The following is a 17,467-nucleotide window of genomic DNA, read 5'->3' as shown; positions in this document are numbered from 1 at the left end:
AAATGGATTTATTTAAATTGATTATGTTTGCAGAGCCGAAAAAGGAATAAAAATTCTTGATTTTTTTTAGAAAAGCAAGGGAAATACAGGGAAAAAACAGCCATTTCATTGACAGTATAAGGGGAGAACGATATAATGCTGTCGTAAAAGGGAGTTTGTCTCTATTTATGAGCTGAACCTTTGATGGATTGTGCTCCTTTTTCGCAGAAGAATACTGTTTTAAGCAGTACTCAAATTAATCACAATATGCCGCATATGCGGTAAACATGGAGGATGAAAGATGAACAAGAATGAGTTGGTTTCCGCTGTTGCAAAGCAGGCTGAATTATCCAAGAAGGATGCCGGTTTAGCAGTAGAAGCAGTATTTGACACCATTGCCAAGGCTCTGGAGAAAGGGGACAAGGTTCAGCTGATCGGATTTGGAACATTTGATGTTTCTGAGAGAGCAGCTAGAGAAGGACACAATCCGAGAACCGGTGAGGCTATGAAGATTGCTGCTTCCAAGGCTCCGAGATTCAAGGCCGGCAAGGCTTTAAAGGAGCGTGTAAACTAAGTCCATGCGCTTAGACAAATACTTAAAAGTATCTCGTCTGATAAAAAGAAGAACAATAGCTAATGAAGCCTGCGATACCGGTCGAATATCTGTTAACGGGAAAGTGCAGAAGGCATCCTATGACGTGAAGGTTGGGGATGTAATCAGCATTCGCTTTGGAGAAAAGCAGGTGGAGGCCAAAGTGCTGTCTACCAAGGAACCGATACGAAAGGATGAAGCAGAAGAGCTATTTGAATATTTATGAGAAGGCAAGGAAGAAAGAACAGAAGAATTTTTGGAAACGGAGTTACCATTTTAGGGCTAGTGCTCGTGGTAGCTCTCCTTGCTATAGTTATTTTTGTTAGAGGAAATACGCTACAGAAACAGAATAAGAATTACCTCGCCATGGAAGAAAGTCTCGAAGATGAATTAAGTAAAGAAGAGCTGAGAGAAAAGAATTTGGAGGACCGTAGGGTTTATAGCAAAACCAAGGAATACGTCATGGAAGAGGCAAGAGAGATTTTCGGCTTACAGATGCCTGATGAGATTATCGTAAAGCCGGAAAATTAAGTACTTGGAAACGAAAGAGGATTCTTCTTCTTTCGTTTTTCTTTATGAGGAAGCAAGTAGGGAAACCATGCAGAGCGGAACGGATACCAAACTATTCTTTTATATCAAAAAGAATCAATTGATTATGCCCGGAGAGCAGGTTCTTTTGGCCTTTTCCGGCGGAAGTGACTCCCTTTATCTGCTCTATTTTTTAAAGGAACTTCGGAAGCATATTCCCTTTTCTCTGGAGGCCATGCATATTCATCATGGAATCCGGGAGGAGGAAGCGGAGCGGGACTTGTTCTTTGCGAAAAGAAAAGCGGAAGAATGGGAAATCCCTTTTTCTTTTGTGAGAGTGGATGTTCCGGGCTTTTCCGAGAGAGAAGGACTGGGGCTGGAGGAAGGTGGAAGAATCCTACGCTATCGAGCCTTGGAGAGAAAAAGAGCAGAATGGGAAAGCAGAGAAGGCAGAAAGACCAAGCTTGCTCTTGCACAGCATATGGATGATCAAGCCGAAACCGTGATGCATCATCTTGTAAGAGGGACAGGAATTGCAGGTCTTTCGGGGATGCAATCGATAGAGGAAAATAAAATTCGCCCCTTACTTTGTCTCAGAAAGGCGGAGATTTTGGAACGTCTGCATGTCCTGTCCCTGGCAGGAGTAGAGGACAGCAGCAACTCGGACTTAAGCTTCACCAGGAATTACATCCGAAAAGAATTGATTCCCGTCTTGGAAAGGATAAACAGGCATGCGGTTCGGCATATTTTTGAAGAAGCTTGTTTTTTTTCCGAGCTGGAAGCATATTTTCGGAAAAAAGCTTTTCTCTTCATAGAGGAATTTGCGGAAAAAAAAGAAGGAGAAATAGCGCTGCCTTTAAAGGCTTTAAAAATGGAAGATGCGGTTTTAAGAAGAGAAATATACCTTGAGACCTTAAGGTTACTGCGGGGAAATACAAAGGATATTTCGCGTGCACATCTTTCCTCCGTGGATAAAATTATTTTTGCAGGAAACGGAAAGATGGTGGAGCTTCCCGGGAAAGCACTCGGGAAAATAAACGGAAAAACTTTGGTTTTTGCTTTGTTGTAAAACAAAGGAAGGATGAGATAGGCTTACGTCATGGCGAAAGGGGAAGATATGAAGGAAGAAATTGAGGTTCTTTACACGGAGCAAGAAATAGAAGACAAGGTAAAGGAATTAGCCGCTAAAATTGACGAAGATTATAAGGGGAAGGCAATTCATCTTATTTGTGTACTGAAGGGTGGCGCCATGTTTATGTGTGACTTGGCGAAAAGATTGAAAAATCCTCTTGTTACCATGGACTTTATGGCAGTCAGCAGCTACGGCAACAGTACGGAAAGTTCGGGTGTGGTACGTATCGTAAAGGATCTGGATGAGCCGCTCGAGGGAAAACATGTTCTTCTTGTGGAAGACATTGTGGATACAGGAAGAACCTTAAGTCACTTGACCAAACTTTTGCAAGAGAGAAATCCCGCATCTCTTAAGATTTGCACGCTTCTGGACAAGCCGGAAAGAAGAGAATGTGAAGTGGAAGTGCAATATACAGGTTTTCAAATCCCGGATATTTTTATTGTAGGTTACGGAATAGATTATCAACAGAAGTATAGAGGTCTTCCCTATTTAGGAGGAGTTCATTTTAAAGAGGAGTAAGGAGGAAAGATGGGGATCAACAGGGATGCCTTATATAGTATAGGGAAGGGATTTTACCGAGATCCGGAGGAGTCCCCTTCTTTTTCCAAGCTTACATTGCGCTTTCGTACCGCGCGGGAAGATGTGGAGAGTGTTTCTCTGATTCTTCCGGAGGACGGTCGTGAACTGTCTATGCGTTGGCACAGCAATGATTTTTACTTTGATTACTATGAAATTGAGACAGAAGTAGAAGATAAACCTCTATTCTATTATTTTAAGATTCGAAAAGGGGAGGAGTGTTTACATTACAACCGTCTTGGCGTTACGGAGGATCTGAGAGAGCAGTATGCTTTTTCCGTTTTTCCGGATTTTTTTGTTCCTTCCTGGGTAAAGGGAGCGGTTATGTATCAGATTTTTGTGGATCGCTTCTACAATGCGGATGGAAAGAACAATGTTGAGGATAGGGAATATATCTATCTGGGAAGGCCGGTCAGTGCAGTGCAGGACTGGAATGCCAAAATAGAGCCTTTTGATGTGCATCGTTTTTACGGTGGAGACCTGGAAGGAGTTTGGAAGAAGCTGGACTATCTTTGTTACCTTGGCGTTGAGGTTTTGTACTTTAACCCTCTTTTCGTATCTCCCTCCAATCACAAATATGACACACAGGATTATGACCATATCGATCCGCACCTGGGGAGGCTTGTTGAAGATGGAGGAGAAGTGCTTCTTCCGGGAGAGACGGAGAACAGAAAGGCAAGTAAATACAGCATTCGCAGTACCGAGAAAGCAAACCTGGAAGCCAGTGATGCCCTTTTTCGGGACTTTGTGGCGGCTTGTCACGCCCGAGGAATGAGGGTTATTATTGACGGTGTTTTTAATCACTGCGGATCTTTTCATCGCTATATGAATGCCTCTTTTTTCTATAAGACGGGAGAGGGAAATCCCTATCCTTTCGGTGCCTTTGAGAGCTACCAAAGTCCATATCGAGAGTATTTTGAATTTGCCAAAAAGACGGAAGCCGATTGGCCTTATAATGACAGTTATGAAAAATGGTGGGGAAATGATACGTTGCCGAAGCTGAATTATGAAAATGCCGAAGCGCTGGAAGAGGAAATTATAAACGTAGCCAGAAAATGGATTAGTGCTCCTTACTTTTGCGACGGATGGAGATTGGATGTTGCGGCTGATTTGGGACACAGTGAAGCCTATAATCATAGCTTTTGGAAGAAGTTTCGGAAGGCCGTAAAAGAGGCCAATCCGGAAGCCGTGATTTTAGCAGAGCATTACGGAAATCCGGCTGCCTGGCTAAAAGGAGAGGAATGGGACAGCATCATGAACTATGATGCTTTTATGGAGCCGGTAAGCTGGTTTCTCACGGGAATGGAAAAGCATTCCGACAGAGCCATGCCGGAAACCTACGGGGATGGTGTGCTGTTCTTTAATACGATGCGTTACAACATGGCAAATATTCCGGAAAATGCATTAGATGCCTGCATGAATCAGCTTTCCAATCATGATCATTCCCGTTTTATGACAAGAACAAACAGGAGAGTGGGACGAATTAAAGCGGATATAGATGATGCTGCAGTGGGAATTGATCCGGCACTTTTCCGTTTAGCGGCTATGCTGCTCTTAACTTGGCCCGGGGCCCCCACACTTTTTTATGGAGATGAGGTAGGAGTATGCGGGTGGACGGAACCGGACTGCAGAAGGCCTTTTCCCTGGGGGGAAGAGGATATGGAGCTTCTGGACTATCATCGATACCTCTTATTTCATCATAAGAAGCTGCCGGCTCTTAGAAATGGAGCTCTTATGCTCTTAGAGGCCGGGCCAAACTATGCGGTTTATGCAAGAATAACAGAGAGACAGGTAGCGATTATCGTGCTATACACAGGAGAGACGGAGTGTACTCTTCCGATTCCGGTTTGGAAGGCCGGAGTGAGCGATAAAATGCAGATGAGAAGAATTCTAAAAACGGACTACAGAGGATACAATGCAGGTCAAACCTGCAGATTCTCGAAGAATGGAATGATAGACTGCCGCATGTGGGCTAAAACCGGAAAAATTTACATTGTAGATTTAGAAGAAATCGAAAAATCAAAATAATTTTCTAAGCAATATAGGTCTGAACTTGGGCACGCTCTCGCTAGCTTCGCCACGTAACGGATACTAAGCGAAAAACTGCGTTTCTCTTGTTTTTCGCAAGTACCGACGGGCTCAGACTACCCTGCATTCAGACCTATATTGCAAAAATTACTTTATTATTTTGATTTTTTACAGCCCCTTTTTTACAATAAGAAGACCACTAAAAGGGAATCTTTTAAGCCATGACCAAATACTCTCGAAGTTTTTCTTCCACCTGCGTCATCTTCTCCTTTGGCGCAAAGAGTTCGGTGATTCTTCCAACGCCTAGATAAAGAACGCCCAGAAGAGATTTTGCATCAACTAAACGATTTCCGCTCCCCAAATCCACATCAAAAGGCAGACTGCTGGTTTTGTTTACAAAGTCGCTTACGGCTTCGGAATTGGGTATCAGGATTTTTACTGTTTCCATAATTCCTCCATAACAATGATTTATCGGCGTTTTAATCGGTTACTCTGTTTTATCTTTCCATCTGAAACCGAACGCCCTTATGTTCTACTCTATTAACCCTTATTTAATAATTCGGTATTTCGAGGGAAAATATTACTCTTTTCGAGAAAAATAAGCAAGGACATTTATATAAAGCTTTTATAAACTCGGCATGAAAAAAAGAAATAAAAATGATTGAATTAAGTTCTTTCCTTTTTCTGTCTTCTTTTCTTCTCCAGTAGGAGGTCGCGCTTTGCTTTTTGCTCACGACTTAAATCTTTTGTATGTTTCAGCATACGCTTTCTTCTTCTTGCACGGTAAAATTCCTCCCTCCTTTGAAACAGATAGACGGCGAGAAGACCTAATACGGTTAGAAGGGAAAGGCTTAGAAGAATCTTTAATAATTTCAGAATCGGTTTTTGCAGGATGATTTTTCCGGCCTTTTTGTCGAAAATAAGCGGTGCATTGTTTTGTTTTTCCGGATTACTGTCTACGCTTTCTTCTGTGTTTTCTTCCTCTTTTTGCAGCTCCACGGAAATCTTTTTGGGGATAGCTTCTTCTTTTTTTAGAGAAGTTTTAGACAGATCGGAATTTTCATTGCTCGTTTTCTCATCCTCCAGATAAATATAGGCCGTACCAACAATACGGTCTTCATAACGATACTCAATTTTCGCTATTTTTCCCTCCGCTTTTTCTTCTTCACTTAAGTCATAATGGAGGTCGGAGGCTACATCCTGGAAAGGGATTCCTTTTGGAAGGCAAACCTGGTCGTCACTTCCCGTAGTAAAATGCAGGCTCTTTAAGAGCGGAATTCCGTCCACAGACCAGTTGCTTTCCAGATTGCGAAAACGGCTGTCATTCTTTTCTGCAGGATAGGAAGTAAAGGAAGAAAAACCGAAATCAAAAAGTTTTTTTGTGTCGCGATACTGGGAATTGTGTCCATTTAAAATGGCACAAATCAGTGTGGTATCTCCCTTTTTACAAGCGGTCAGAAGGGTGTTTCCGGCAAGAAGAGTATATCCGGTTTTTCCGGCAAAGACTCCCTCATAGTATTCTCTATAGCTTTTACGCATCATCTTATGATGGGCGTAAACCGTATTTTCCTTGTCCTCGGGATTCGGATATTTACTGATAGGAGCATGGGTATAAACCTGCGTAGCATCAATTTGTAAAAAGCTCTTGTTTTGAATGGCATACTGCATGATTTTTGCCATGTCCATGGCACTGGTGTAATGCTCTGCATTATTCAATCCCGAAGGATTGGTAAAATGAGAATCCGTGCATCCTATTGCCTGCGCTTTTTCATTCATCAGCTCCGCAAAAGCACTGTTGGATCCGGCTACATATTCTGCCAATGCATTTGCACAGTCATTTGCGGAATGTAAGAGAAGACTGTAGAGACAGTCTCTGACACTCAGTTTATCTCCGGCTACCGCGCCGATAACAGTAGAGTTCGGTTCCAGATTGTCTTTGGTGGCTGCGGTAGAAAAGGTGATCTTGGTTTCCAGATTTTCTACGTGTTCTAAAACCACGATGGCTGTCAGAACCTTTGTGATGGAAGCCGGATAGTAGTGTGCATGCTCATTTTTTGCATATAAAACGGTTCCGGATTTTGCATCCATCAAGACAGCACCTTCTGCTTCGATATTTTCCGTACAACTTGGCCAGCCGTCGGCATAGGATGGAAAAGAGGGGGCAGAAAAAAAGCCTAAAAGAAGAATGAGGAGCAGGCAGAACAAACGAGAAGAAAGGCTATTTTTTTGTCTTATCATTTCTCCTCCTTTTCTACCAGAGGAAAAATCAAAGAAACCTTGTAGAGATCACCGTCAATCTCGATTCTCATTTTTCCGGACATCAGCTTGGTTAAGCTTTTGGCTATGGAAAGTCCCAAACCGGAACCCTCCGTACTTCTGGATACATCCCCTCTTACAAAACGTTCCGTCAGTTCCTCGGGCGAGATATTTAAGGGAGCTTCGGAGATATTTTTCATCGTAAAGACGGCATCCTTCTCCCTTTTTGTTAAAGTAATATAGACTCTACTGCCGAGCAGGGCATATTTTGCACAGTTATTAAAGAGGTTTTCCAGAACACGGAACAGCTGTCTGCCATCGGCAAGAATCAGAATGGAACCTTCCGGAACCTCTGTTATGATCTGTAAAGAACGCTTTTCCAGTTTTTCCTGAAACTCCCCCAGGGTTTGTAAGATGATTTCATTATAGTCAATCGGATGGAGTTCCAAAGTTATATTACCCGAACTTGCTTTACTGGCCTCGACGAGATCCTCGGTAAGGTTCTTTAAACGACTGGCCTTGTGCTCCAGAACCTCGATATAGCTTTGTACTCTCTCGTCCTGAATATTTTCACGCTTTAAAAGATCCACATAGCTTATGATGCTGGTGAGAGGTGTTTTTAAATCATGGGATACATTGGTAATCAAATCCGTCTTTAATCGCTCCGCCTTTACCTGTTCGTTTACAGCAGCCTGCAGACCACGACTGATATAGTAGGTATAGTAGTCGATGGAAATGGTGACGAAGAGCAGGATGATGGAAAAGAGGAGGTGCAAAAGACTCCTTCTATGGACAAAACAATATCCGTTGTACAGGATAAGCCCGAAAGCCAAAAGATTCGGGAACACGAAAAGAATGTATGAGAAAGTTTTGGATCGGGCAAATTTACTGGCTTCCACATAGGTTCCGATGAGTTTCCAGATACGCTTTAAATAAGAACTGCTGTACAAGGTGGACTTCTTATATTTTCTTACCAGGGAAAGAAATAGGGGCAGCAGAAGGAAATAGCGCAAAATAAATAAGCAGAGCGCGGAGAAGAAGGAGGGCTCCGGAAAATTTCCCACCGCAAGGACAAGGCTTTCGAAAAAGTACACGGTAAGAGGCTTTGCAAGATAAAACCAAAGCAGTCCCAGAAACAGGGTTATCTCCATAGGGCTTTTATCAAAGGTATAGAGGGTGAGCTCCCGCCCCTCATTGCGTCCCGTATCAAAGAGAAGGATAACAAAGCTGGTCAGTGTTAGGACTGCGGAAAATATAAACAGAAAAAGTCCCAGGAAGGTGAGCTGACGTCGGTTACTGTAGCTAAGATAGGCTGCCTTATACAGGTCATCATAGGGGAAATTGGTATCGACTCCGGCAGCAAAAACATAGGCACCGTCCTTATAGGGATCTCTGGCTTCCAAAAGGGGCACCAAATTGGAGGGTACCGTATTTAAATTGCTCTTCACTTCCAGAGAATTCGAATCTGTACCGATATATTTGCCCAAGTGCCAAATCTGCTCCGCACTGACACTCTCCACGTTGTTGTAATAAGTGGAATTGTTTCCGTTCGTATAATTCACATAAAACTGAAAGTTGCTTCCCCTATCGAAGTAACGGGAACGAATGGCATAGTATTTGGCAAGATAGCCGAGCGCTTCCTTCGCCAGTCGTCCCAAACTCATAAAACCGTCTGCAGGGCTTGCAGGTTGGTAATCAGGGAGATAAGCACGATACGTTACACGAATCTGATGCTCCTTTTCGTCCTGCTCCTTTGTCACGGTAGCCGGACCGTCTTCCATGATTTCATTTTTCTCATTCAAATAATAGCCCATCGAACGGGCATATTTAATCAGATAATCCAAACTGTAGGAACGAGTGGCACCATTGGTTTCACTTTGCGCAATGGTATGGTTTAAGTCCAGCGTTCCCTTTGTCTCAAATAGGTCTCGAAGATCGATATAATCAAAGATATCATTGACGCTTTCGGAGATGGCACTGTCAAAAGCGGAGGAAGAAAGATAACTTTTCTCTTTTAAAAAGGAGACGGCATCATTTCCTTCCGGCGCAAAATGCAAAAGAATCAAGCTGCCAAGAAGCAAAACCACGGAAAAGAGATGGATGAAGGGGATGAAAAATTTCTTCATACTAGTCCTCCGGCTTTCCCTGCTTTTCAATCTTGTAACCTACGCCCCAAACAACCTTTAAATACTTGGGCTTACGGGAGTCAATCTCAATCTTTTCCCGAATATGGCGAATGTGTACGGCTACCGTATTATCGGCACCGATAGCCTCCTCATTCCAGATAGAGGTATAGATTTCGTCAATGGAAAATACCTTTCCGGCATTCTTTACCAAAAGCAGAAGGATATTATACTCGATAGGGGTGAGTTTCACCGGCTCTCCGTCCACGGTAACTTCCTTGGTATCATCGTTGATCACCAGACCGCCACAACTGAAAACGGCATCTCCTTTGGCGGATTCATTCATATTTCCGAGCTGTGTATAACGCCGAAGCTGGGACTTTACTCTGGCTACCAGCTCCAGAGGATTAAAAGGTTTTGTGATATAGTCGTCCGCCCCGATGTTTAAGCCGAGAATCTTATCGGCATCTTCACTCTTGGCACTGAGAATAATAATAGGAATAGAACTTTTTTCGCGAATTTTCAAAGTGGTACGAATGCCGTCCAGTCCCGGCATCATAACGTCCAGAATCAAAAGATCCAGGGACTCCTTTTCCATGATTTTTAAGGCATCAAAGCCGTCGTATGCTTTCAAAACATTATAGCCTTCCCCCGCAAGATAGATGGAGATGGCTTCCACGATTTGTTTATCATCATCGCAAACCAAGATATTTTGCATAGTTGCTCCTTTTTTATGTGAAGAAAAAGTACACTTCCCGAATCTATGCTAGTATAACAAAGCTTTACGGAAAGCGGAAGAAGAGTAAAAAGTATTCAGAAAAAAATAAGAAGCATGAAAAAAGGATGTCATCTTCATGACATCCTTTTTCGAATCAAATGCGCCCTCAGGGACTCGAACCCTGGACAAATAGATTAAGAGTCTACTGCTCTACCAACTGAGCTAAGGGCGCGTATGCCGTAGCACCCGTATAATATACAAAGATTCATTTTTCTTGTCAAGCAAAATTTTGTAAATAATTTACGCGAGCATTTTAGCCGCTTAGTTTGAGTGAAAAAGCTAAGATGTATTTTTCTTTGTACAAAAATATACAAAAAAGCTTCCATTTTATTTCCATAGTGAAAAAGCGGAGTTTTTATAATAAAATCAGATATAAGGAAGATGGCCGGGACGTGTAGCGGATTATCTTTGGTATGATTGGAAAAATCTCTCACAAACGGATTCATCTTGATGTTTCTTACATTCATGAAGGGAGAAAAAATGAAAAAAACGGTTTCTGTGCTGCTGGGCAGCGCGATGGCGCTTATGGTGGTGACTTCCCAGGTTATGACCGCCTTTGCCTGTACCGGTGTAATCATCGGAAAAGATTTAACGGAAGACGGCAGTACGATTTTCGGACGTACCGAAGATCTGGAGGTAAACCATAACAAGGTTTACAAAGTCCATGAAGAGGCGGAGTACAAGGCGGGAGAGAGCATTAAGGACGTTTCGGTGAATCCGGACAACGGGTACTCCTACACCTTTACCCATGCATCCTATCGCTATACCTCTGTGAGTGATACCACTCCGGAGTATGGATATTTCGATGAGGCGGGCTTTAATGAAAAGGGATTGATTGCGGATATGACGGTATCGGCCAGTGCAAATGATGAGGTCCTGTCCGTGGATCCTTATGTGGACGGAACGGATACAACAAAGCCGGTCGGTATTACGGAAGCCATTATTGCCACGGCGGTTCTCGGAAATTGCGAGAATGCAAGGCAGGCGGTAGAATTTATTGCGGATGAAGTGGCAACAAAGGGAGCAGCGGAAGGAAACGGCCTTGTGGTTGCAGACAGTAAAGAGCTATGGTATATGGAAATTTATACCGGACATCAATTTGTTGCGATGAAATACCCGAGCGACAAGTTTTCCGTTTTCCCGAACTCTTTCTGGTTAAACGAGTGTAATCTGACTGTAGGGGAAGAAAAAGAAAACTACAATGTTTCTTCCGACGGAATGTACATTTACTCAAAAGATATTTTCAAAGTGGCATCCGATGCAAAAACCTTAAAGGGCGATGAGGCAAGCCGAAGCATCGACTTATACGGCTCCTATGCGGGAGAGCTCAGAGACAGTACGGAATCCCGTGTCTGCTCCGGTATTAAGCAGTTTAAGCCTGACGCCAGCTTTGACGGGAAGGTTTATCCGTTCTTACAGGATACGACAAAGAAAATTACGCTCTCTGACGTTTTTGCCTTTACACGGAATCGTTTGGAGAACTTGGATAAAGTAGCCGATGACTTGAGTCGCGGAGACCTCTACCCAATCGGAAACAGAAACACCATGGAAGCGCATATTTACCATATTCCAAAGACGGCAACGGCGGAATATCCCGGAACGATGTGGCTTGCTTTAGGTTCCCCTCTTACGTCTCCTTTTGTGGCGTATTATCCGAATCAAACGGCAGGAATTCCTGAGGCGCAAAATGAAAGCAACGAATTTAATGAAGATTCGGTTTACTGGCTGGCCATGGATACGCTCTTCATGATTGAGTACAATCGTGAACTGCTTCAGCCTATTGCAACAGAAAAGATCAATGCGTTGGAGAGCGAAGAACTGAAAGATGCGGTAACAACGATGATGAGTGCGGAAGAGGCTACGGCACTGAATCAGAAGGATGCAACAAAGGCATTTGAAACGCTGAAGGAAATCCACTCGGAAATCAAAGAGAAGTTCCAAAATTATATCAAAGAAAATGATTACACCATTCACTTTTCCGGAAAGCGTGCAACAGCTGCATTTACCGGTGCGGAAGTAACGGTTCCGAAGGACAGTGCGGAAGTCGGCATGAAGCTGCAGATTAAGCCTGCTGAAGAGGAAGGAAGCGGAGAATTACAGCTCGTGGATTTCTACGGTAATCCTGTAACGGAAGTGAAGCAGGAGTTAACGTATTCCATTCCTACATCTGCTTTTTCCGGAAAAACGGCATTTTTCGACGGAGAGCAGGAAATCGCAAGTGAAGTAAAAGACGAGCATTATGTCTTTAGCACCAAGGCGGTGAAGATCAGCTATAAAGCGGGAAGCGCTGAGGGAAGCGCAGAAACGACAGCAGAGGAAAGCACTGCCGCTACACAGGAAAAGACGGAAAATCAGGCGGAAAGTTCCAAGAAAGTCCCCAACTCCGTTTTGTTGATCGGTGCAGCTGCGTTCATCATTGCAGCAGTGCAAATGCGCAGAAAAAAATCACAATAAAAAGAATGGGCTGTCACAGCTTCTTGCATGGCAGACATGAGTAACGAGATATCCTATGCACTAAGATTACGATACTTCTTAAGAATAAAAATCCCCGGGCCGAACGGCTCGGGGATTTTTATTCTTAAAGTGGTGCAGAAAGAGGGAGACGATAGAAACTTTCTAAAAGCCGATTGTCCCCGGAACTGCTGTAAAGTGTAAGCTTGGATTCTCCGGTTTTTCGGAGAAGATTTTTTTCCGCTAATCGATGAGCGGTTTCTCTTGCCGTGCCTTCCGCACCGTCAAAGAAGGGGATGGAATAGCCAAGTGCCTTTTCGATTTCTTTTTTCACAAAAGGGAAATGAGTACAGCCCAGAACAATAGAAGAGACGGAACCTTTAGAATAGGGCTTCAATAAGTCCTTTAAGTAGGATTGCATTTCTTCTCCAAAGCCTTTTCCCTCCTCAAGCAGTCGGACAATACCCGGTGCGGGAAGCAGGATATATTCTCCTTTGTCTTTTAAGCGGTCTATCAGGTGATGCAGACGATCTCCCTTCAGTGTACTTTCGGTTGCTAAAATAAGAATCTTCTTCTCTTCCGAATGGGGGAAGCGTTCTCCCTCCCGCTCTGCAATTTCCTGAGCAAAGAGTGTTGCGGGTTTCACGGCCGGCTCCATACCCACAATAATATCTTCCGGATATTTCTCACGAAGGAAGGGAGCGGCAGCGGATGTTGCGGTATTGCAAGCGATAACCGTCGCTTTCACTCCGTGTTCTTTCAGAAAGCGGTAGGCGCTAAGAGAAAGTGCTCGTACTTCTTCTTCCGTTTTTTCCCCATAGGGAGCATTTTTTTGATCTCCGTAGAAAAAGAAATTTTCATGGGGCAGTTCCTTTTCCAGCGCCTTTAAGACACTGATTCCCCCTACACCTGAATCAAAAATGCCGATAGGACTGTCCTTTGCATTTTCACCATTCATAGATAGTTTCCGTCCTTTCTTCACCGCTCAAGTCTAGCATAGCTTTTCGGGGATTGCAATTTTACGGCGGAAAACCTATACTTTTTAAAACAAAGAATAGGAGGTGCTCATGAAAAGCACTGAAAAAGTCAGCGTATCGGAATTGATAGAGAAAGAAGGATTAAAAAACCTGACACCGAGCATCAACACGGATGAGGTTTTTATGACAATTCCCGATGTAAACAGGCCGGCATTACAGCTTGCAGGTTTTTTTGATCAATTTGATTCGGAAAGAGTACAGATCATCGGTAATGTAGAGACTGCCTATCTTATGACGAAAGATAGGCCCACGAGAAGGGCAAGATATGCGGAAATTACGAAATATCCGATTCCCTGTATTATTTATGCCAGAAACATAGAACCGGATTCCTGCATGATTTCCGCCTGTGAAGAAGCAGGGATTCCTCTTCTTTCGAGTAACAGACCGACGACCGAACTGGAAGCCGAGGTCATTCGTTGGCTGAAGGTAAAGATGGCACCGATGATTACCGTGCATGGTGTTCTGGTGGATGTCTACGGAGAAGGCGTGTTGATTACCGGGGACAGCGGAATCGGAAAATCCGAAGCGGCATTGGAATTAATTAAAAGAGGGCATCGCTTGGTCAGTGATGATGTAGTAGAAATCCGTAAGGTTTCGGATGAATCTTTGGTGGGAACCGCACCGGATGTTACCAAGCATTTTATCGAACTGCGCGGAATCGGCATTATTGACGTGAAGCAAATGTTCGGAGTGGAGTCTGTCAAGGATACGCAAACCATCAATATGGTCATTTCTTTGGCGGAGTGGTCGAAGGAGAAGGACTATGACAGACTTGGCTTAAAAGATAATTTTGTGGAGTATTTGGGGAATAGTATCATCAGCTATGATATTCCGATTCGACCGGGAAGAAATGTGGCGATTATTGTAGAATGTGCCGCCATCAATAACAGGGCCAAGAAGATGGGATACAATGCCGCTCAGGTACTGTATGACAGAGTCACCAAAAATCTGAAGAAGCAGGAAGAAGAATAGATAGATGGAACATTTGCAGGGAATATTGCTAAAGGAATACACCAGCTTTCAAGTAGGGGGAAAAGCCAAAGACCTCTATATTCCGCACTCCGCGGAAGAACTGGAAGAACTGCTTAAGCGTTTTCATAAAGAAGGACGTTCCTTTTATGTTTTGGGAAAAGGCTCCAACTTACTGATATCCGATGAGGGACTGGAAGAACCGGTTATCTTGATACGGGAGAATCTTTCCGGAATTACTTTTACGCCTTCCGGTGAGGAGGCTGTTTTCACGGCCCTTTCCGGAACTTCTCTTTTTGAACTTGCAAGGTTTGCGGAGGAAAAGGGCTATACGGGTATGGAGGCGCTTTCCGGAATTCCGGGAACGGTAGGTGGTGCCGTAAAGATGAATGCAGGTGCATATAACAGAGAAATCAAAGACATTTTCCGGAGTGGCAGTTTTTTTTGGAAAAACGGAGAAAGGATAGAACTGGATTTAGGGCAAATGGATTTTTCTTATCGCCATTCAGCGGTGGAAGACGATATGGTATGCCTTTCGGCAAGCTTTCTTCTGCAAAAGGGAGAGGCTGCTTCCATTCGGGAAAAGATGGAAGACTACACGACTCGCAGGGCGGAAAAGCAGCCTTTGGAAATGCCTTCCGCCGGTTCGACCTTTAAGAGACCGGAAGGGGATTATGCCTCCAGGCTGATAGAGCAGGCGGGACTTCGAGGATTTTCCTTGAATCATGCGGGAGTTTCGGAAAAGCATTGTGGTTTTGTGGTGAATCTTGGCGGTGCGAGTGCGGAGAACATTTACAGTCTGATACAAGAAGTCATACGGATTGTAAAAGAAAAAGAGGGAGTTCAGTTGGAACCCGAGGTGAAGCTGTGGGGGAAATTTTAAAAAACAGTTCTGCTTTTTGCCTGATTTTGACAGGAATGAGCGGTGCCGGCAAGACGGTAGCTTTGAAAAATTTGGAAGATTTCGGCTTTAACTGTATTGATAATCTTCCTGTCGGCTTACTCGATAAATTTATTGAGTTATTTATGCAAAGCAATCAAGGCGAACGGATTGCGCTCGGGATTGACAGTAGAAATATTCAAGAGCTGGATCAACTGGAAGAACACCTTCTTTTTTGGGAAGAAGAGGCGCAGATTCGATTCCGAATCGTTTTTTTGGATGCAAGAGATGAGGTTCTGATACAGCGCTTCAAGGAAACAAGGCGTGCACATCCCTTGGCAAAAGGCGGAAGAATAGAAGCGGGGATCGCTTTGGAAAGGAAAAAGCTTGCTTTCTTGCGGGAGAAGGCGGACATCCTCATCGATACTTCCAAACTTTTAACACGGGATCTTCGCCAACAGTTGTTTTCCATTTTTATGGAAGACAAAGCATATAAAAATTTACAAGTCAGTTTGGTGTCCTTCGGCTTTAAATACGGTATTCCGGAAGACTTGGACTTACTTTTCGACGTACGTTTCCTGCCTAATCCTTTTTATGACAGTGAGTTGCGCAGTCACACCGGACTTGAAAAAGGGATACAGGATTTCGTGATGCAGGATGGAAAGGCGGAGATTTTCCTGCAAAAACTGAATGATATGCTCCGTTTTCTTATTCCTTTGTATATTGCAGAGGGAAAAAATCAATTGGTTATCGGAATAGCTTGTACCGGAGGGAAACATCGATCCGTGACAATTTGCGAAAAATTGTATCAATCTATAAAAGACCTGGAAAATATAGGACTAAGTCTGGACCATAGAGATATAAATAAATAATATGCATAGATTAAACTTAAAAATCCGTCGATGATTATGTAATTTATCGAAAAATAACAGGACAAAATGCACAGTGGATAAAAAAAGAAAAATAGAAAAAGAAGAAAAAAAACCGTCATTTTCCAAGCGGATCAAGGCGGAACTGGCTGATTTAGGCTTTACACAATCTAAAAAAACCTTTAAGATAAGCATAGATGATAAGGAGAAAAGCAAGGAAGAGTTAAGACGTTTTTTTCTTGCCGGAGCTTCTGTAACGGATCCCATGAAAGAGTATCATCTGGAGTTTTTGCCCGGAAACAAGGCGGAGGAAGAACGGATTGAAGCAATTTTAAAGAGCTTTTCGATTCATCCGAAGCGGGGTTTCAGAGGGAAGAACCCCATGATTTACTTAAAGGATGCAGGTGAAATTGCGGATGTTTTAAAGCTTCTGGGGGCTTTTAACAGTCTTATGGAGTTTGAAAATGCCCGAATTTTGAAGGAAGTGAGCGAGAATGTAAACCGCAGGGTAAACTTTGAAGCGGCGAACATTAATCGCACGGTAAAGGCAAGCGTGAAGCAGCAGGAAGATATTCTTCTTATTAAAGAAATGATAGGATTGGAACGAATAGAATCCGGTTTAAGAGAACTTGCCGAACAACGTTTACAATATCCAGATGCATCTCTGGAAGAACTTTCAAGGGGACTCAGTACTCCTATCGGAAAGAGCGGAGTAAATCATCGACTGCGTAAGTTGGCTAGGATTGCAAGGGAACTTCGAGAAGAAATTGCCCTAAACCGGAATGAGACAGAGATGAGTCAGGATGACTTCTAAATCATTTTAATTTGTTACAAAGGAAATACCGGAGGGAGCATTCCTCAAAAAGTAGAAATTGCTTAGGCCTGCATTTTCAAGACAATTCAGTAAGACAGCTTAGGAACGAGGATGGAGTGAAGACACTCTGCATTTGGGATGCTCAATGCACCAGGGAGGCACAGACCATGAAAGACAATAACATTACAGTAAATTTACCGAGGAACACGGAGGATCATCCGGTGGCTATGCTGGTACAGATTGCCAGTCGCTTTCAGTCCAGAATTTATATGTCGGAAGGAAGCCGGAGAGTCAATGCGAAATCCATTATGGGAATGATGGCGCTCGGATTGAACAATGGATCCAAACTGTATGTTTCAGCAGAGGGAGAAGATGAAGAGGCTGCGATTACGGCAATCAGCGATTACCTTTTGGGAGAAGCAATATAGTCTTATCAATCAATTTGTGATTTTTAA

17 protein-coding genes and 1 tRNA gene are annotated in these 17,467 nt (G+C 43.4%); 12 read left to right on the top strand and 6 right to left on the bottom strand.

Annotated features, from left to right (window positions below; translation table 11 throughout):
- Window positions 1–280 precede the first annotated feature (280 nt).
- The 6 genes from HMPREF9624_RS04300 to HMPREF9624_RS04275 are packed head-to-tail and all read left to right on the top strand — an operon-like array spanning window position 281 to window position 4,835.
- Window positions 281–553, top strand: a complete 273-nt coding sequence (locus HMPREF9624_RS04300; RefSeq protein ID WP_009428286.1) for an HU family DNA-binding protein — start codon at window positions 281–283, stop codon at window positions 551–553.
- 4 nt (window positions 554–557) lie between these two features.
- Window positions 558–797: an RNA-binding S4 domain-containing protein gene (locus HMPREF9624_RS04295; RefSeq protein WP_009427871.1), complete on the top strand. Its 240-nt coding sequence runs from the start codon at window positions 558–560 to the stop codon at window positions 795–797.
- The gene (locus HMPREF9624_RS04290) at window positions 794–1,102 is read left to right on the top strand and encodes a septum formation initiator (protein ID WP_009428408.1); all 309 of its coding nucleotides are present in this window, start codon (window positions 794–796) and stop codon (window positions 1,100–1,102) included. Before HMPREF9624_RS04295 ends, HMPREF9624_RS04290 begins: the two co-directional genes overlap by 4 nt.
- 4 nt (window positions 1,103–1,106) lie before the next feature.
- Window positions 1,107–2,168, top strand: coding sequence for a tRNA lysidine(34) synthetase TilS (tilS, locus tag HMPREF9624_RS04285; protein ID WP_242822619.1), 1,062 nt, complete (start codon window positions 1,107–1,109; stop codon window positions 2,166–2,168).
- Window positions 2,169–2,216: 48 nt separating this feature from the next.
- Entirely contained in the window at window positions 2,217–2,750 is a 534-nt protein-coding gene (gene hpt, locus HMPREF9624_RS04280) for a hypoxanthine phosphoribosyltransferase (protein ID WP_195891126.1), read from the top strand.
- Window positions 2,751–2,759: 9 nt separating this feature from the next.
- Complete coding sequence (locus tag HMPREF9624_RS04275; protein WP_009536683.1) at window positions 2,760–4,835, top strand: glycoside hydrolase family 13 protein; 2,076 nt, start codon at window positions 2,760–2,762, stop codon at window positions 4,833–4,835.
- 214 nt (window positions 4,836–5,049) lie between these two features.
- On the opposite strand, the gene HMPREF9624_RS04270 is transcribed toward HMPREF9624_RS04275, so the two are convergent.
- The 5 genes from HMPREF9624_RS04270 to HMPREF9624_RS04250 all read right to left on the bottom strand — a co-directional run bounded on the left by HMPREF9624_RS04270 (window position 5,050) and on the right by HMPREF9624_RS04250 (window position 10,164).
- Entirely contained in the window at window positions 5,050–5,283 is a 234-nt protein-coding gene (locus tag HMPREF9624_RS04270; RefSeq protein WP_009427893.1) for an HPr family phosphocarrier protein, read from the bottom strand.
- 218 nt (window positions 5,284–5,501) lie between these two features.
- On the bottom strand, window positions 5,502–7,073 hold the full coding sequence (locus HMPREF9624_RS04265; protein ID WP_009536682.1) for a D-alanyl-D-alanine carboxypeptidase family protein: 1,572 nt from the start codon (window positions 7,071–7,073) through the stop codon (window positions 5,502–5,504).
- A complete protein-coding gene (locus tag HMPREF9624_RS04260; protein WP_009536681.1) occupies window positions 7,070–9,217 on the bottom strand; it encodes a sensor histidine kinase in 2,148 nt (715 codons plus the stop codon). The genes HMPREF9624_RS04265 and HMPREF9624_RS04260 overlap by 4 nt, the downstream gene beginning before the upstream one ends.
- Window position 9,218: 1 nt before the next feature.
- Window positions 9,219–9,932, bottom strand: coding sequence for a response regulator transcription factor (locus tag HMPREF9624_RS04255; RefSeq protein WP_009428086.1), 714 nt, complete (start codon window positions 9,930–9,932; stop codon window positions 9,219–9,221).
- A gap of 159 nt (window positions 9,933–10,091) precedes the next feature.
- Window positions 10,092–10,164, bottom strand: a tRNA-Lys gene (locus tag HMPREF9624_RS04250).
- Window positions 10,165–10,472: 308 nt separating this feature from the next.
- Between HMPREF9624_RS04250 and HMPREF9624_RS04245 the strand changes: the two genes are divergently transcribed.
- Window positions 10,473–12,446: a C69 family dipeptidase gene (locus tag HMPREF9624_RS04245; RefSeq protein WP_009536680.1), complete on the top strand. Its 1,974-nt coding sequence runs from the start codon at window positions 10,473–10,475 to the stop codon at window positions 12,444–12,446.
- Window positions 12,447–12,570: 124 nt separating this feature from the next.
- On the opposite strand, the gene murI is transcribed toward HMPREF9624_RS04245, so the two are convergent.
- On the bottom strand, window positions 12,571–13,401 hold the full coding sequence (gene murI, locus HMPREF9624_RS04240) for a glutamate racemase (protein ID WP_009536679.1): 831 nt from the start codon (window positions 13,399–13,401) through the stop codon (window positions 12,571–12,573).
- A 109-nt stretch (window positions 13,402–13,510) separates the two neighbouring features.
- On the opposite strand from murI, the gene hprK reads away from it, so the two are divergent.
- From hprK to HMPREF9624_RS04215, 5 genes are all read left to right on the top strand, one after another.
- Window positions 13,511–14,452, top strand: coding sequence for an HPr(Ser) kinase/phosphatase (hprK, locus tag HMPREF9624_RS04235; protein WP_009536678.1), 942 nt, complete (start codon window positions 13,511–13,513; stop codon window positions 14,450–14,452).
- Between the two features lie 4 nt (window positions 14,453–14,456).
- Window positions 14,457–15,332: a UDP-N-acetylmuramate dehydrogenase gene (murB, locus tag HMPREF9624_RS04230; RefSeq protein WP_009536677.1), complete on the top strand. Its 876-nt coding sequence runs from the start codon at window positions 14,457–14,459 to the stop codon at window positions 15,330–15,332.
- Window positions 15,317–16,201 carry an RNase adapter RapZ gene (gene rapZ / locus HMPREF9624_RS04225; protein ID WP_009536676.1) on the top strand — a complete coding sequence of 295 codons (885 nt, stop codon included), beginning with the start codon at window positions 15,317–15,319 and terminating at the stop codon, window positions 16,199–16,201. The genes murB and rapZ overlap by 16 nt, the downstream gene beginning before the upstream one ends.
- 73 nt (window positions 16,202–16,274) lie before the next feature.
- Window positions 16,275–17,012 carry a DNA-binding protein WhiA gene (gene whiA, locus HMPREF9624_RS04220; protein ID WP_009536675.1) on the top strand — a complete coding sequence of 246 codons (738 nt, stop codon included), beginning with the start codon at window positions 16,275–16,277 and terminating at the stop codon, window positions 17,010–17,012.
- 167 nt (window positions 17,013–17,179) lie between these two features.
- A complete protein-coding gene (locus HMPREF9624_RS04215; protein WP_009536674.1) occupies window positions 17,180–17,440 on the top strand; it encodes an HPr family phosphocarrier protein in 261 nt (86 codons plus the stop codon).
- Window positions 17,441–17,467 lie beyond the last annotated feature (27 nt).

This window comes from Oribacterium asaccharolyticum ACB7, from assembly GCF_000238075.1.
GTDB lineage: Bacteria > Bacillota > Clostridia > Lachnospirales > Lachnospiraceae > Oribacterium > Oribacterium asaccharolyticum.
Note: the sequence above shows the minus strand (reverse complement) of the source record. Positions and strands in the feature narration are given on the sequence as shown.